We start from the raw sequence: 15,674 nt of genomic DNA, 5'->3' as shown, positions 1-15,674 counted from the left end.
ATGGTTGGCGGTGCGGCGCACCAGTTGAGGCGGGTCGCCTGCCTGATCGTCTTAAGTCTCGCTTTGGCGCCTGCGCTCGCCGGGTGCGGCGGTGCAGGCCCCGGCAGCTCGGAGGTGAGCGAGACGGCCGACGACGTGACCAAGCCCGGCCCGCTGGGCGACCGGGCTCTGGGCCGCGCGAACGCGCCCGTCACGGTGATCGAATACGCCTCCCTCACCTGCCCCCATTGCCGGGCGTTCCACCAGAACGTCTTTCCCAAGCTGAAGCGCAACTATATCGACACGGGCAAGGTCCGTTACGTGGTGCGGGAATTCCCCATCGGGCGCTCGGCGGGCAATGCGGCGATCATCAATCGCTGCGCGCCGGCGGATAAGTATTTCCAGCTCTATGGGCTGTTCCTGAACAACCAGCGGGAATGGGTTTCCCAGGAGGTGCGGCTCGACGCCATCTACGGCGTCGCGAAACGCGTTGGTATGACCCGGGCGCAGTTTGACAACTGCCTTGCGAATCAAAGCATGATCGACGCGCTAGACGAGCAAAAGCAGCGAGGACGGCGCTTGGGGGTGAAGGGTACGCCGACCTTCTTCGTCAACGGCCAGAAGGCCCAAGGAACCGTCACCTATGACGAGATCAAGCGGATGATCGAATCGCGGGGACAAACGGGCGGCGCGGCTTGACGCTCCGTCTCAGGAATGGCCTAAGCGCTGGTTCGCGCAACAGCTGAAGGGTCGAGCAGCTTTGAAGATCAACCGCCTCCGCCTTCTGGGATTCAAATCCTTCGTCGAGCCGACCGAACTCATCATCGAGAAGGGGCTGACGGGCGTGGTGGGTCCGAATGGCTGCGGCAAATCCAATCTCCTGGAAGCGCTGCGCTGGGCCATGGGCGAGACCTCGTATAAGAGCATGCGCGGCTCGAATATGGAGGACGTGATCTTCGCCGGCTCCCAAAGCCGCCCGCAGCGCAATTCCGCTGAAGTCACCCTTTTCATCGACAATTCAAACCGCACGGCCCCCGCCGAGTTCAACGACAGCGACGACCTCGAAGTCACGCGCCGCATCGAGCGCGAGGCGGGGTCCGCCTACCGTGTGAATGGCCGCGACGTGCGCGCCCGGGACGTACGGCTGCTGTTCGAAGACGCCTCCACCGGCGCAAGGTCTCCGGCCCTCGTCGGCCAGGGCCGAGTCGGCGAGATCGTCAGCGCCCAGCCCCAAGAGCGGCGCCGGGTTCTGGAAGATGCCGCCGGCATCGCCGGTCTGCACAGTCGCCGTCATGAGGCCGAGCTTCGGCTGAAGGCGACGGAAGCCAATCTGGAGCGGCTCGGCGATCTGATCGGCCAGCTCACCACCCAGCTCAACGCGCTGAAGCGCCAAGCCCGCCAGGCGAAGCGTTATCGGGAGGTCACCGACACGATCCAGGAGCGCGAGGCCCTGCATCATCATCTGATGTGGTCGAACGCGTGCACGGCGGTCGAGCAGGAGGAAGAAGCCTTCCAGACGGCCCTGACCGCGGTGGGCGACGAGACGCGCGTCGAGACCGATGCCCTGCGCGATCAGCATCTGGCGGCGGAGAAGCTGCAGCCCCTGCGGGACGAGGAAGCCAACAAGGCGGCGGTCCTGCATCGGCTGTCGGTGGAGCGTGACGCGCTCGACCGGGAAGAGCAGCGCGCGCAGTCGCGCCAGGCGGAGCTGGAGACCCGGCTCTCCCAGATGACGAGCGATCTGGCCCGCGAACAGGAGCAGATCGGCGAAGCCGAGGAGATGCTCCGCGGCCTGGCCGAAGAAGAACGCAAGCTGCAGGAGGCAAGCGCCGACGAGACCGAGGCGCCGAAGCTGGAAGCGGCCGCAAACGAGACCGCGGAAGCGCTTTCCAAGGCCGAAGAGGCTTTGAGTGCGGCAACGGAGCAATTCGCCCAGGCCCGGGCCGAGCAGCGCCGGTTGGAGAGCGAAAAGTCCGAGCTGGAGAGCCGCATCTCCCGGCTGGAAACCCAGGCGGCCGAGATCGGCCAGACCCTGGCAGCGGAAGAGGCCCAGGCCGGCGAGAGCAGCGATCTTCAGAGCTTGGAAGAAACGTCGAAGCAGCTGCGCGACACCGTGCAGAGCCTTGAGGACGATCTCGGGCGCGCCGAAGAAGCCGAAGAGGTCGCCCGCTCCAAGGAGAGCGACCGGCGGTCCGATGCCGCTGCGGCGCGGCTGCGCCGTCAGGAGCTTGAGACCGAGCTTGCAACCCTGACCAAGCTTCTGAAGCCCGCCCAGGACGAAGAATTCGAACCGCTGATCTCTCACGTTTCGGTGGCGGAAGGTTACGAGCAGGCGCTCGGCACGGCGCTCGGCGACGATCTCGATGCGGCGAGCGACGAGGCCGCCCCCGCCTTCTGGCGCAAGCTTTCGGCGCAGGACTCAGATCCGGCCCTGCCCTCAGGCGCGGAGCCGCTGAGCCGGTTCGTCACCGGTGCCGACCTTCTGTCCCGCCGGCTCGCTCAGATCGGCGTGGTCGAAGCGGATGACGGCGACCGGCTCCAGGCGGAGCTGAAGCCCGGCCAACGCCTCGTCACCAAGGACGGCGATCTGTGGCGCTGGGACGGCTACCGGATCCGCTCCGGTGCGGCCACGGCGGCAGCGGCGCGGCTGCAGGAACGCAACCGGCTTGAGAGCCTGCGAGGCGAGGCGGACAAGGCGGAATCCGAGCTCACCTCTGCGCAAGAGGCGCTTGAGAAGAGCACCGAGGCCCTGCGCGAGGCTTCCGAAAATACCAAGAGCCTGCGCCAGAAGCTGCGCGAGACTCAGAACGAGCTGGCCGCGACCCGGGACAAGATCGGTGAGATCGAGCACGCCATGCAGGAGCGGAGCCGGGAGCTCGGCCGCCTGGTGGAAGCGCGGACCCGCACGGAAGAATCGCTGAGCGAAGCGCGGACTCGGCTTTCGGAGCTGAGCGACGCATCGGACTTTGCGGACAAGCTCGCCAGCCTCGAGCAGGCGCAGCAGGAAGCCCAGCAGGAGGCTTCGACGGCGCGTGCGGCCCATGCGGACGCCAAGGCCGAGCTGGAAAGCCATGCGCGGGCTATCCGTCTGCGTCAGGAGCGGATCGAGGCGATTTCCGCGGAGAACGACCTTTGGCAGAAGCGCATCACCAAAGCGCGGGAGCAAATCGAGACCCTGCAGTCGCGCGAGCAGGAAATCCGCAGCGATCTGGAAGGCATCGCTAAGCTGCCCGAGGAGATCGAAGCGCGGCGGCGCACGCTGCTCGATTCCATCGCTGAGGCCGAGAAAGAGCGTTCTGCGGCTGCCGACGCCCTGGCCGAAGCCGATACGGCACGCCGGGAGCACGACAAGGCTCTGCGGGAGGTTCAGGAGCGGCTGTCCGCGGCCCGCGAATCCAAAGCCCGCAGCGAAGCCCGGCTGGAAGCCGCTCGCGCCAAGCGCAGCGATATCGCCCATCAGATCCGCGGAGCGTTCGATTGCGCGCCGGAAGGCTGCCTGAAGATCGCAGGTCTGGAGCCGAAGGCGACCATGCCGGACATCTCCCAGGTCGAGGCGGAGCTGCACAAGCTGAAGGCGGACCGGGAGCGGCTCGGCGCGGTGAATCTGCGCGCCGAAGAGGAAGAGACCGAGATCGCCGCTCAGCTGGAAGAGATCGAGACCGAGAAGGCGGACGTGGAAGAGGCCATCGCCAGCCTCCGCCAGGGCATCTCGAACCTCAACCGGGAAGGCCGGAAGCGCCTGCTGGAAGCCTTCGACACGGTCGACGCCCACTTCAAGCGGCTGTTCAGCGTGCTGTTCGGCGGCGGCTCGGCGGAGCTGCAGCTGGTGGAATCCGACGACCCGCTTCAGGCGGGCCTTGAGATCCTGGCCTGCCCGCCCGGCAAGAAGCCGCAAGTGCTGACCCTGCTCTCGGGCGGCGAGAAGGCGCTGACGGCACTCGCCCTGATCTTTGCGGTGTTCCTCACCAACCCGTCCCCCATCTGCGTGCTGGACGAGGTGGACGCGCCGCTGGACGACGCCAATGTGGAGCGCTTCTGCCGTATGATGGAGGAGATGGTGGAGACCACCGACACGAGATTCCTCATCATAACCCATCACCCGCTCACCATGGCGCGAATGAACCGCCTGTTCGGCGTCACCATGGCGGAGCGCGGCGTGAGCCAGCTCGTCTCCGTCAATCTGGAGACGGCCGAGCAGATGCGGGATGCGAGCTAGGGGTATCGTGCGGAATCACACCCCCGGCGACACATTCGATATTTCCCACTTTTCTAAGCTCTTAAGGCTTTTCACCAGCGACAAAAGACTCGTCTGGCGAAATCTTGACAGGGCCGAAAGGTTCACTAAGGTGCGCGCGGGCTGAGGACCAGCCGGTCCGCCGGCCGTTCCCCTTGAAGAGAGCAAGTGCCATGGCCGGACCCAAGGGCCCGGGACGCGGAAAAAGCGACCAGGACACCGACACGATCCGTCGGCGCTTGGACAGTCTTGAGGGGAAGCTCGGAGAGATCCGCGCGCGCCACAACCCGAAAGCCGAGGAGGAACGCTCCGAACGCGGCCGGGCCATGGGAAACGCGATGCGGCTCGGCACCGAGATGGTGGCCGGCGTCATCGTCGGCGGGTTTATCGGCTGGGCTCTGGACCAATGGTTCGGCACAGCCCCGATCATGATGGTGGTGTTCCTCATGCTGGGGTCCGCCGCTGGAATTTTGAACGTGATCCGAAGCGCCAAGGCGATGCAGGCGAAGGGCGAGCCGTTGCCCGGAAAAGACCTGCCGCCGGATAGTTCGGAAAAGGACGAGTAGACGGGTGTTCGAGGCATACGCAGCAGAATCGGCCCATGGGGGCCATGGCGACGGTGGCGGTCTTCCGGACCCGATGCACCAGTTCGAGATCAAGCGTCTGGTTGAGCTGGACGTCTTCGGCATCGACGCTTCGTTCACGAATTCCGGGCTTTTCATGGTGATCGCCGTCGTGCTGATCACCGGGTTCCTGGTCTGGGCCATGCGCCGTCAGCAGATGGTGCCCTCCCGCAGCCAGTCGGTCGCCGAGCTCTCCTACGAGTTCGTCGCGAACATGGTGCGGGACAATACCGGCCAGGCCGGCATGCCCTATTTCCCGTTCATCTTCACGCTGTTCATGTTCCTGCTGGCGCTGAACATGCTGGGCATGGTGCCCTACTCCTTCACGGTGACGAGCCACATCATCGTCACCTTCGCGCTTGCCCTGGCGATCCTCATCGGCATCACCATTCTCGGTTTCATCAAGCACGGCGCCGGTTTCCTGCGGCTTTTCGTGCCCAAGGGCGTGCCCGTCGTTTTGGTGCCGCTCATCACGGTGATCGAGCTGATCTCGTATCTGACGCGCCCGGTGAGCCTCTCCGTTCGTTTGTTCGCCAACATGATGGCCGGCCACACCATGCTGAAGGTGTTTGGCGCCTTCGTCGTGGCGCTTGGTTTCCTGGGCGGCTGGGCGCCGCTCGCCTTCATGGTGGGCTTCACCGCTTTGGAAGTTTTGGTCGCGTTCCTCCAGGCTTATGTGTTCGCGATCCTCACCTGTATCTATCTCAATGACGCGCTTCATCTGCATTGAGACGGAGCATCATCTCTAGTCGTTAGTCACAGTCCCAATGGGAGGAATGAATGGAACCCGAAGCAGCTAAGTTTATCGGCGCAGGCCTTGCCTCGATCGCCCTGGTCGGTGCCGGTCTCGGTATCGGTACGATTTTCGGCAATTATCTTTCCGGCGCTCTGCGCAATCCGTCTGCAGCCGCGGGCCAGTTCCCGAACCTGCTGCTCGGCTTTGCTCTCGCCGAGGCGACCGGCCTGTTTGGCCTGGTCGTGGCGCTGATCATCCTCTTCGTCTTTTAATCAGCCAGAAGCTGGTAAGCGAATAGGACCATGCCGCAGCTAGTTCCAAGTGATTGGCTCCCGCAGCTTATTTGGCTGGCGATCACCTTCGTCGCGCTCTACGTGCTGATGGCGAAGGTGGCGCTGCCGAAGGTCGGCGGCGTGCTGGATGCGCGGCGGAACAAGATCCAGTCGGATCTTCAGACCGCCGAGGATCTCCGCAGGGCCACGGAGGAGGCCATCGCCTCCTACGAGCAGGCCCTGGCGGAGGCCAAGCAGAAGGCTCATGCCATCGCCCAAGAGGCGCGGGACGAGCTCAATGACGAGCTCTCGGCGGAACGCGAGAAGCTCGAAAAAGAGCTCGACGAGAAGGCGAAGAACGCCGAGGAGCGCATCGAAGCGGCCAAGACCTCGGCGCTGAAGGAAGTCGACGGCATCGCTACGGACGTCGCGGCGGACCTCGTCGACAAGCTGATCGGCGTGAGCCCGTCGAAGGGCGAGACCGAGAAGGCCGTTTCGGCGGCCCGGCAGAGCTAGAGGGCGACTGAATGGAACTCTTCACACCGGAATTCTGGGTCGCCGTCTCCTTCTTCCTGTTCATCGGCCTGGCGGTCTATTTCAAGACCTTCCATAAGCTGGGCCAAGCGCTGGACAAGCGTGCGGCCGAGATCAAGAACGAGCTCGACGAGGCCTTCCGCCTGCGCGAGGAGGCCGAGGACGTTCTGGCGGAGTACAAGCGGAAGCAGAAGGAAGCCCAGCAGGAGGCGGACGACATCGTCGATCTGGCCAAGCGTGAGGCCAAATCCTACGCCGAAGAGACCCGCAAGAGCATGCAAGAGCAGTTCGAGCGGCGCACCCGGCTGGCGGAAGAGAAGATCGCCCGGGCCGAGGAGCAGGCCGTGAACGATGTGCGCAGCGCTGCGGTGGACGCCGCGGTCGGCGCCGCGAAACATCTGATCGCCGACAAGATCACTCCGGCGACGGCAGACAAGCTGCTCAACGAAAGCATCGATTCGCTGAAGTCGAAGCTGAACTAAGCGGCCGCTTCTAAGCCTCTTCGCTTAAGAGATACGAGGGCGTCGATCCGAAAGGGCCGGCGCCCTTTTCTTATGGCCGGACGAGATTTCTTTTGGCCGGATGAACCCTGCGGGGCTGCTCCGCGGCGCGCGGGATAGCACAGCAAACGCTAGGTCTGCTTCAGGCCCACATAGATCTTGTAGTCCTGCGGACGCGTGCCGGTGGTGACGGGGAAGGAGACTTCCTGCACCGTGGAGAAATAGCCCACCGGATTGCCGGCCGGAACGCTGGCGGAGACCCGAATCGAGTTGGACTGGATGATCCGCTGGTCGGCGGCCGCCACACGAATGCTGACTGGCAGGCTGACCGTGCCGGGGCTTCCCTTCGGCCCGAGCAGAACCCGGCCCGCTATGCCGTAGCGCACGGTCATGCGATTGCCATAGACCCGGCATTCCCGGGAAAGCTTGGTCAGCTCACCGCGATGACGGATGGCCATGGCCTCGCCGGAATGGCCCGACTGATAGACGGTGACCAGGCGGTCCTGAGGCCAGGAGACGACTTCCGGGCAATTGGCCGCCTGCCCTGAAGGCAAGGTCGCCAGGCCCGGATTGGTGGAGGGAGCGCCGGCCGGCGGCGCCGATGTCTGCGCCTGGGCCACCGGAGCAACCGGCGCCTCGGGCATGCCGCTCGAGGGCGCGGGGGCCGAACCAGTCACGTTCTGCGGAAGGGTACTCGGCGGCAGCGGCGGCGCGTCGGCCGAATCGTTTTTGTTGAACGGATTGGAGAGAGAGCCGACGGCGCAGCCCGACAGGACCACCGGCATCGCGAGGATCGCGGCCGTGTAAGCAAGGCTACGCAACTTCATTGCACTCGTACGCGTCAACTTAACCCCGTGGTCGGCTTGACAGGCTGGGCCTGCGCACCTGAAATGCCGCGGATCGACAGACCGGCCGACTGGCCGGAAATCCCGCAGGCTGCTAGGAAGCGCGAAATTAACGGTCCGCAGCCTCGGCCACAAGGGGCCTGAGCTCCTAACCTTCGATACGACAAGGCGAATCGCCGAAAGCCAATGGTGCTGAAAGACGAGCTGAAACCGACACGCTTCGAGCCTGCCGAGGCCGAGCCGCTGACCATCTATCTGGCAGCGCCGCGCGGATTCTGCGCCGGCGTGGACCGGGCCATCCAGATCGTCGAGCTGGCCTTGGCCAAGTACGGCGCGCCGGTCTATGTGCGTCATGAGATCGTGCATAATCGCTACGTGGTCGAAAATCTCCGCTCCAAGGGCGCCATCTTCGTCGAAGAATTGGACGAAATCCCGGATACGGAAGCTCCGATTGTGTTCTCCGCCCATGGGGTGCCGAAATCGGTGCCTGAGGAGGCCTCCCGGCGGAACATGTTCCATCTCGATGCCACCTGCCCACTGGTGACCAAGGTCCATGTGGAGGCTCAGCGGCAGTTCCTGTCGGGCAATGAGGTGCTGCTGATCGGCCATGAGGGCCATCCGGAAGTGGTCGGCACCATGGGGCAGCTGCCCGAAGGCGCCGTGACCCTGATCGAGACCGTGGAAGACGCAAGGACCTTCACGCCACGCGATCCTGAGATGCTCGCCTGCACGACCCAGACGACCCTTTCGGTGGACGACACCAAGGAGATCCTGGAAGCGCTGAAGGCGCGTTTCCCGGCGCTCAGGGTGCCCACCAAGGACGACATCTGCTACGCGACCACCAACCGGCAGGAGGCCGTGAAATCCATCGCACCGAAATGCGACCGGATGATCGTGGTGGGCTCGCCCAACAGCTCCAACTCCCAGCGGCTGGTCGAGGTCGCGTTGCGCGCCGGCTGCCCCCAGGCGGTGCTGCTCCAGGGCGTCCAGGAGATCGACTGGGACATGTTCGACGGGATCGGCAGCCTCGGCATCACGGCCGGCGCCTCGGCCCCGGAGGTCCTGGTGGACGAGATCATCGACGCCTTCCGGGCGCGTTTCAGGGCCGATGTGGAGACCGTGACGACGGCCCAGGAGAACATCTCCTTCAAGCTGCCGCGCCCGTTGCGCGAAAACGCGGCGTCTTAGGATGGCCGTCTACACGGATGTCTCCGACGGGGAGCTTCAATCCTTCCTGGAAAGCTACGGGATGGGCCGGCTCATCTCCTTCAAGGGCATCGCCGAAGGGGTGGAGAACAGCAACTTCCTGGTGGAGACCGAGAAGGGCCGCTTCATCCTGACCCTCTATGAGAAGCGGGTCTCGGCGGCCGACCTCCCCTACTTTCTCGGGCTCATGGAGCACCTGGCCGACAAGGGCCTGCCGTGCCCCCTGCCCGTGCACGACCTCGAGGGAAAGGCCTTGCGGGAGCTGGCGGGGCGCCCTGCCGCGCTCATCACGTTTCTGGACGGCATCTCCGCCCGGCGGCCGAGCACGGCCCAATGCGCGGCGCTTGGCGACGTGCTGGGACGGCTTCACAAGGCCGGCGCCGATTTCCAGATGCGGCGGGAGAACAGCCTCGGGCCGGACGGCTGGGCACAGCTCTTCGAGGCCGTAAAGATGGAGGCCAACGGCATCATCCCGGATCTGGCGGACGAGCTCGAAGATGAGCTGGATGCGCTTTCGGGCAAGTGGCCGGAGGATTTGCCGGAAGGCGTCATCCACGCCGATCTCTTCCCCGACAACGTGCTGTTTCTCGACAGCAAGGTGTCCGGGCTCATCGACTTCTATTTCGCCTGCAACGACCAGCTCGCCTACGACGTGGTGATCTGCCTGAACGCGTGGTGCTTCGAGCCGGATGTCAGCTTCAACGTGACGAAGTCCCGGGCGCTGCTGGAGGCCTATCAGGCCGTCCGCCCGTTGAGCGCGGCGGAGCGGGAAGCGCTGCCGATCCTGGCGCGGGGCGCTGCCTTACGCTTCCTGCTGACCCGCACCTATGACTGGCTGAACCGCGATGCGGGCGCGCTGGTGCAGCCGAAGAAGCCAGACGAGTATCTGCGGAAACTGCGCTTCCACCGGCAGGTCCGCTCGGCATCCGATTACGGGCTGGACGAGAGCTGATGGCATCGAGCGACAAGAAAACCGAAGTGGTCATCCATACGGATGGGGCGTGTTCCGGCAATCCCGGCCCGGGCGGCTGGGGCGCCATCCTGGAATCCGGCGCCCACCGCAAGGAAATCAATGGCGGCGAAGCGAACACAACCAACAACCGCATGGAGCTGATGGCGGCCATCGAGGCGTTGAACGCGCTGAAGAGCCCCTCGGTCGTCGACCTCTATACGGACTCCAATTACGTGCGCGGCGGCATCACCGGCTGGATCCATGGCTGGAAGAAGAACGGCTGGAAGACATCGGCCAAGAAGCCGGTGAAGAATGTCGAGCTGTGGCAGGCGCTGGACGAAGCCGCCCAGCGCCACGAGGTGCGCTGGCATTGGGTGAAAGGTCACGCTGGCCACGACGACAACGAGCGTGCCGACGAGCTGGCGCGGGAGGGCATGGCGCCCTTTCAGGGGCGCTAGCCTCCCTAATTCCTACATGCCCTCCAGGAGTTTCTCGGCGGTGCTCTCCTCGGCCTCGCCGGGAGACGGCTCGACGTTGAGAACCTTCACGACACCGTCCTCGACCAGCATCGCGTAGCGCTTGGAGCGGATGCCGAGACCGGCGCCGCTGGCATCGAAATCCATGCCGATGGCCTTGGTGAACTCCGCGTCCGGGTCGGCCAGGAAGGTGATCTTGCCCTTAGCACCCGTGACGTCCGACCAGGCATCCATCACGAAGGCGTCGTTGACGGAGACACAGGCGATGGTGTCGGCGCCCTTCGCCTTCAGCGCGTCGGCGTTCTCGATGAAGCCCGGCACGTGCTGGAGATGACAGGTGGGGGTGAAGGCGCCGGGCACCGCGAAGAGCACGACCTTCTTGCCGGAAAAGATATCCGATGCTGCCTTCTTCTCCGGTCCCTTTTCGCCGATCGTCATGAAGGTGGCGTCGGGCAGGCGATCTCCTACGGCGATGGTCATTGGCCTCTTCCTCGTGCTGTCGATTGGGGTGTCAACTGGTGTGGCGCCCACCTTACTGGCTCGAAGAACGAAGACAAGCGGCGGGCTGTTCCCCGTGCAGATGGGGTCCTTGCACACCGCTCTTCAAGGGCGGCCTATTCGAAGGGGTCGCTCTATTCCAGAGTTCGTTTGGCTTCCCGCGCGCCGCGGTCGCTGACCATGGTGAAGGTCAGCACCTCGCCCTTCAGATCCTGAACCTCATCCTTGTCGCGGAAGGTGATGACGAAGCGCTTGGCACCGTCTTTCCCGTCGCCCTCTTCCATCGCCGGCGGGATGTAGTCCTCGCCGGCATCGACGAAGAGATCGGCGCGCTCGGCACCTTCCGGATAGCGGATATCGATGACGAGCTCCGGCTCCAGCTTGTCGAACCGCTTCTCGATATTGGCTATGTCGGGCAGATCGCCCTGCTCTACTGGTTTCGGCACCCAGGCGAGATAGCGGTCGATCAGAAGAGAGTCGGCAACGCTCGGCTTCGGCTCGGCCGGGATCCGGATGCTCAGCTCCGCATGGTTCGGGATGCAGATATCCTTGCAGAGGCCGAAATCCATGGTGAGCTTCAGGGTGACGGACTCGCCTTCGCGTTCCGGCGTGACCTTCACGGGGAAGACGACCTCGCCCTTATAGCCATAGGCCTGGCCGCCGGCATCGGGCAGGTTCTTCGGCGCCGGGTAGAGGATCTCGGCGGACTTCAGATTCTCAGAGCCCGACCAGTCGAAATAGGGGGGAACGCCCGTGTCGCCGGGGCTCTTCCAATAAGTCTTCCAGCCCGGCTCCATACGGATCTCGATACCGGCCCAGCTTCCCTCGCCGTCAGGCAGCTCGCCGCCGGTGATGAGCCGAAGCTTCGAATCCGCCGCCTCGACCCATTTGGAACTTGCCGCCTGGGCCTGGCCGGACGGGAAGCTCACCCCGGCCATGAGCACAGCGGCCAATACGGCGACCAGGCACCGGAATTTCGCGCGTCTCTTCAACATCATGAAATCAATCATATATCTGTGCGTTCGATACAAGCTCTACCGGAGCGGCGCTGTTCGGATCAATGGCATTCGAGGTCATTGCCGCTTCACAACATCCAATGGCGAGCATAGTCTTTGTCCGATGGCAGAAGGGATCACAGATGATCACAATGACCGCGAGGGCTACCTCGACGGTCAGATGCTCGTCGCGATGCCCTCCATGGGCGATCCGCGTTTCGACCGCGCCGTGATCTATGTCTGCGCCCATTCCGGCGACGGCGCCATGGGCATCATGGTCAATCAGCGCGCTCCGAATATCAGCTTCGGCGAACTTCTCGAGCAGCTCAATATCGCGCCGGAAGACGAGCGGATTGCGCTGCCCGGCTACGGGTCCGATTCCCTGACCGTGCATCTTGGCGGACCGGTGGAGACGGGGCGCGGCTTCGTGCTGCACAGCTCCGACTACTTCAAGGCGGAAAGCACGCTTCCCATCGACGAAGGTGTCTGCCTCACGGCGACCGTCGATATCCTGCGGGACATCGCCGCCGGCGCAGGCCCCGACAAGGCGCTTCTAGCGCTGGGCTATGCCGGCTGGGCGCCGGGGCAGCTTGAAAGCGAAATTCACGCCAATGGCTGGCTCAATTGCCCAGCCGATGCGGAACTGCTGTTCGATCCCGATGTGGAGCAGAAATACGAGCTGGCTCTAAGCCGGATCGGCATCGATGCCGGGCGGCTGGTCAACGATTCCGGTCACGCCTAAGTGCTCGACGGCGGTGCGTCGGGCGGTGTGCCTGCCTGAGGACGGTCCGTCTCGATAGGCTCGACGACCTCGAAATCTTCCGAAGCTGTCTCGTGGCCCGCGCCATTCCCGTTGCCATTGCCATTTCCGGCGGCGATCGCGCCGGTCTCGACCGGTTCTTCCCGGCGGCCCTTATGGCTGTTCAGGGCGTGGAGCAGAGCCGCCACGTGCTTCACCGACATGGGCTCGCCGTAATAGAAGCCCTGACCGAATTCGCAGCCGAGAGACCGCAGATAGGCGGCGTGCTCTTCGGTCTCGATCCCTTCGGCCACCACTTCCTTCTCCAGGTCATGAGCGAGGGCGATGATGGATTTCAGGATCAGCGGGCTCGTGCCGCTCATGCCGCCGTCGCGCACCAGAGACCGGTCGACCTTGATGGTGTCGCAGGGGAAGCGGTGCAGGTAGCTCAAGGAGCAATAGCCGGTGCCGAAATCGTCGAGCGCGATGCGGGCGCCGAAACTCTGCAGCCATTCCAGCATCTCCGTGGCGCGCTCCGGATTCTCCATGATCAGCGACTCGGTAATCTCAAGTCGGAGGGTGCCGCGGGGCACCGTCTCGCGGGCGAGCAGATGGCGGATCTCCTGCACCAGATCCTGGCGGAAGAGCTGACGGCTTGAGACGTTGACGCTGACGAAGAGCGGATCGCGCACGCGCGGCAGCGCTCGGTGCCATTCGGCCGCCTGCTCCAGGGCCTGGGTGAGCACGTAGGAGCCCAGCTCCACGATCAGGCCGGTCTCTTCGGCAATCGGAATGAAGTCCTCCGCGCCGAGGCGGCCGCGGGTCGGATGATCCCAGCGCATCAGCGCCTCGAAGCCCGCGAGCTGGTTGTTCGCAAGCCGGGTGATGGGCTGGTAGAGGACCGAGATCTGCTTGCGCTCGATGGCCATGCGCAAATCGGTCTCCAGCGGCAGACGCCCCTCTTCGGTTCTGGTCGCCGGATTGAAGATATCGATACGGTCGCCGCCGCTCCGCTTCGCCTGGAGCATGGCGATCTCGGCCTCGCGCATGAAGTCCTGGGCGGTGTCCTGAGTACCGTCATGGACCACGATGCCGATGGAGGCGGTGAGTACGATCTCCTTGCCCTCGATCTTCATGGGGGTGCGGAGCGCGCGACGTGCCCGGTCAGCGAGCAGCGCGACATTGCGCGGATCGATCTCGGAGATCAGCAGGATGGCGAACTGGTCGCTGCCGAGACGGGCGAGCGTGTCCTGCGGATTGAGGTGACGCTGCAGCCGGCGGGCGAGGGTAAGGAGCATGGTGTCGCCGGTGACGAGACCTAGGCTCTGGTTCACGTTCCGGAACCGGTCGATATCGATGAAGATGACCGTGGGGCGGTTGCCCTGCCCCTCTTTCAGGCGGGTGATGGCGCCCTGCACCCGGTCCATGAAAAGCTCGCGATTGGGCAGGCCGGTGAGGTTGTCGTGCACGGAATCGTGCATCAGCCGCTCGTGGGAGCGTTTCTCCGGGGTGACGTCGCGCAGCAAACCGATGCAGCGCAGCAGCCGCGGATTATCGCTCTCCGGTGCATGACCTTTGAGCTCGTACCAGAGATAGGTGCCGTCATGGCGCCGCAGCCTGAAGTCGATATCGACGTCGCCGCCATGGTTCTCCTGGAGCGACATGAGGGTCAACCGGAAGCGGTCCCGGTCGCCCGCATGGATGTGGCTGACGAAATCGTCGACATTGGTGTTGAGAGTGCCGGGGGCGAGGCCCAACATCTCCTCGATTTCCGGGCTCACGGAAATCTCCGAATTGCTGCTGTCCCACTGCCAGGTCGAGGCGCCGGCGCTGTCCACGGCAAGTGCCTTCATCTGGGATTGGGTCAGCGGTCCGAGCTGAGCGACGGGGCCGCTGCGGAAGGCGAACTGGGTAACCGAGAAGCCGAGCAGCACGAGGATCAGCACAAGGCCGGCGAGGAAGCCTGAGACGGCGAGATCGCCCTGGAGCTGGCCGATGACGATCATGCCGGCGCCGAACAGCCAGACCAGGAAGAGCAGCCAGGTCGGGATAAGGGCGAGTGCACGGTCCTGGCCGCGGAAGGCCAGATACACGATCAGAGCGGAGCCCACGGCCGCGATGGGCACGAACGACAGGCGCGCAAGTCCGGCGGTCACCGCCGGATCGATGACGGCGAGCACCACGAGGCCGAACTGGACCGCGATCCAGCCCCAGAACACCGTCTTGATCCAGTTATGCCAGAGCCCGATGCGTAAGAACGTGTAGAGGAACAGGACGATGGAGGCGGCAAGGGCCGCTTCTGCTGCCGCTCGGTAGACCGCCATGCGGTCGACGCTGACCGGGAAAAGCTTGTTCCAGAAACCGAAATCGACGCAGAGATAGGCCAGCCCCGCCCAGGCCACGAGCGCGGTGGCGGGGAAGATGGCGCGGTGATTGGCGGCAAAGATGGCGGTCAGGAAGATGGCCAGAACGCCGGCGATGCCCAGCAACACGCCGTTGAACAGCATCTTGTCCTTCTGCTTGTCCTGATAGGCGTCGGGATCCCACAGGAACAGGCGGGGCACATCTTCCGATGCAAGCTCGGCGGCGAAGGTGATGGTCTGGCCGGGCTCCAGGCTGACGCGGAAGGTATCGGCGCGGGTCTCGTCCAGCCGTTCTGGCTTGAAGCCGAGAGAGGGCGTGACGTCGGTGACCCGGTCCGCATCGAGATCGGGCCAGCGCAAGCCCGAGGCGGTCAGGGTGTAACGCGGCGCGACGATCCAACGGACCATGCGCTCGGTGCTCGGATTGCTCAGCGCGAAGACCAGCCAGCTCGGCGTGGTGCCCGGGGTTTGGGCCTGGACGGCCATGCGGCCGGCGAAGCCGTCTGGCCCCGGCGCGGTCTCAATCTGAAGCCGGTCGCCGCGGCCCCGGTAGAGCTCGGCGAAGGCGGTGATGTCGAGGCGGGTGTAGTCGGGATTGACGGTAACGGAGTCGACGGCGGATGCGGGCCCGCACAAGAGGAGTATCGCCAGGGTGCAAAGCGCGCCCAGCCAGCAGGCAAAAGCCGACCGCTGCGAGAAGCCGGTGAGCTTTCGCATTGAAA

15 protein-coding genes are annotated in these 15,674 nt (G+C 64.5%); 11 read left to right on the top strand and 4 right to left on the bottom strand.

All coding sequences use genetic code 11. The features are described from left to right. The 7 genes from ACFQ2F_RS14945 to ACFQ2F_RS14915 all read left to right on the top strand — a co-directional run bounded on the left by ACFQ2F_RS14945 (window position 1) and on the right by ACFQ2F_RS14915 (window position 6,860). Window positions 1-678 (top strand): DsbA family protein, encoded by a 678-nt coding sequence (locus ACFQ2F_RS14945; protein WP_379091431.1) that lies wholly within the window; start codon window positions 1-3, stop codon window positions 676-678. A gap of 61 nt (window positions 679-739) precedes the next feature. Continuing rightward, window positions 740-4,195 (top strand): chromosome segregation protein SMC, encoded by a 3,456-nt coding sequence (gene smc / locus ACFQ2F_RS14940; protein ID WP_379091429.1) that lies wholly within the window; start codon window positions 740-742, stop codon window positions 4,193-4,195. A 191-nt stretch (window positions 4,196-4,386) separates the two neighbouring features. Then, a complete protein-coding gene (locus ACFQ2F_RS14935; RefSeq protein ID WP_379091427.1) occupies window positions 4,387-4,779 on the top strand; it encodes an AtpZ/AtpI family protein in 393 nt (130 codons plus the stop codon). Between the two features lie 73 nt (window positions 4,780-4,852). After that, window positions 4,853-5,566, top strand: a complete 714-nt coding sequence (locus ACFQ2F_RS14930; RefSeq protein WP_379091589.1) for a F0F1 ATP synthase subunit A — start codon at window positions 4,853-4,855, stop codon at window positions 5,564-5,566. A 50-nt stretch (window positions 5,567-5,616) separates the two neighbouring features. Continuing rightward, a complete protein-coding gene (locus tag ACFQ2F_RS14925) occupies window positions 5,617-5,844 on the top strand; it encodes a F0F1 ATP synthase subunit C (protein ID WP_069095241.1) in 228 nt (75 codons plus the stop codon). Window positions 5,845-5,874: 30 nt separating this feature from the next. Beyond that, window positions 5,875-6,360 (top strand): F0F1 ATP synthase subunit B family protein, encoded by a 486-nt coding sequence (locus tag ACFQ2F_RS14920; protein ID WP_379091424.1) that lies wholly within the window; start codon window positions 5,875-5,877, stop codon window positions 6,358-6,360. A gap of 11 nt (window positions 6,361-6,371) precedes the next feature. Continuing rightward, complete coding sequence (locus tag ACFQ2F_RS14915; protein WP_379091422.1) at window positions 6,372-6,860, top strand: F0F1 ATP synthase subunit B family protein; 489 nt, start codon at window positions 6,372-6,374, stop codon at window positions 6,858-6,860. A gap of 149 nt (window positions 6,861-7,009) precedes the next feature. Here ACFQ2F_RS14915 and ACFQ2F_RS14910 read toward each other — a convergent pair whose 3' ends face one another. Beyond that, the gene (locus tag ACFQ2F_RS14910; RefSeq protein WP_379091421.1) at window positions 7,010-7,705 is read right to left on the bottom strand and encodes a hypothetical protein; all 696 of its coding nucleotides are present in this window, start codon (window positions 7,703-7,705) and stop codon (window positions 7,010-7,012) included. A 204-nt stretch (window positions 7,706-7,909) separates the two neighbouring features. Here ACFQ2F_RS14910 and ispH point away from each other — a divergent pair, with 204 nt between their 5' ends. The 3 genes from ispH to rnhA are packed head-to-tail and all read left to right on the top strand — an operon-like array spanning window position 7,910 to window position 10,339. Beyond that, window positions 7,910-8,911: a 4-hydroxy-3-methylbut-2-enyl diphosphate reductase gene (gene ispH / locus ACFQ2F_RS14905; RefSeq protein WP_379091419.1), complete on the top strand. Its 1,002-nt coding sequence runs from the start codon at window positions 7,910-7,912 to the stop codon at window positions 8,909-8,911. Window position 8,912: 1 nt separating this feature from the next. Beyond that, window positions 8,913-9,881, top strand: coding sequence for a homoserine kinase (gene thrB / locus ACFQ2F_RS14900; RefSeq protein ID WP_379091417.1), 969 nt, complete (start codon window positions 8,913-8,915; stop codon window positions 9,879-9,881). Continuing rightward, on the top strand, window positions 9,881-10,339 hold the full coding sequence (gene rnhA, locus ACFQ2F_RS14895; protein WP_379091415.1) for a ribonuclease HI: 459 nt from the start codon (window positions 9,881-9,883) through the stop codon (window positions 10,337-10,339). The genes thrB and rnhA overlap by 1 nt, the downstream gene beginning before the upstream one ends. Before the next feature lie 12 nt (window positions 10,340-10,351). Here the strand turns inward: rnhA and ACFQ2F_RS14890 are convergent, their stop codons facing one another. Together ACFQ2F_RS14890 and ACFQ2F_RS14885 are read right to left on the bottom strand one after the other, a co-directional pair. Continuing rightward, on the bottom strand, window positions 10,352-10,837 hold the full coding sequence (locus tag ACFQ2F_RS14890; protein ID WP_379091414.1) for a peroxiredoxin: 486 nt from the start codon (window positions 10,835-10,837) through the stop codon (window positions 10,352-10,354). Window positions 10,838-10,989: 152 nt separating this feature from the next. Beyond that, window positions 10,990-11,853: a protein-disulfide reductase DsbD domain-containing protein gene (locus tag ACFQ2F_RS14885; RefSeq protein WP_379091412.1), complete on the bottom strand. Its 864-nt coding sequence runs from the start codon at window positions 11,851-11,853 to the stop codon at window positions 10,990-10,992. 121 nt (window positions 11,854-11,974) lie between these two features. Between ACFQ2F_RS14885 and ACFQ2F_RS14880 the strand changes: the two genes are divergently transcribed. After that, window positions 11,975-12,592, top strand: a complete 618-nt coding sequence (locus ACFQ2F_RS14880) for a YqgE/AlgH family protein (protein WP_379091410.1) — start codon at window positions 11,975-11,977, stop codon at window positions 12,590-12,592. On the opposite strand, the gene ACFQ2F_RS14875 is transcribed toward ACFQ2F_RS14880, so the two are convergent. Further along, window positions 12,589-15,669: an EAL domain-containing protein gene (locus tag ACFQ2F_RS14875; protein ID WP_379091408.1), complete on the bottom strand. Its 3,081-nt coding sequence runs from the start codon at window positions 15,667-15,669 to the stop codon at window positions 12,589-12,591. The two genes, ACFQ2F_RS14880 and ACFQ2F_RS14875, sit on opposite strands and share 4 nt — an antisense overlap. Window positions 15,670-15,674 lie beyond the last annotated feature (5 nt).

This window comes from Methyloligella solikamskensis, from assembly GCF_042676065.1.
GTDB classification, from domain to species: domain Bacteria; phylum Pseudomonadota; class Alphaproteobacteria; order Rhizobiales; family Methyloligellaceae; genus Methyloligella; species Methyloligella solikamskensis.
Note: the sequence above shows the minus strand (reverse complement) of the source record. Positions and strands in the feature narration are given on the sequence as shown.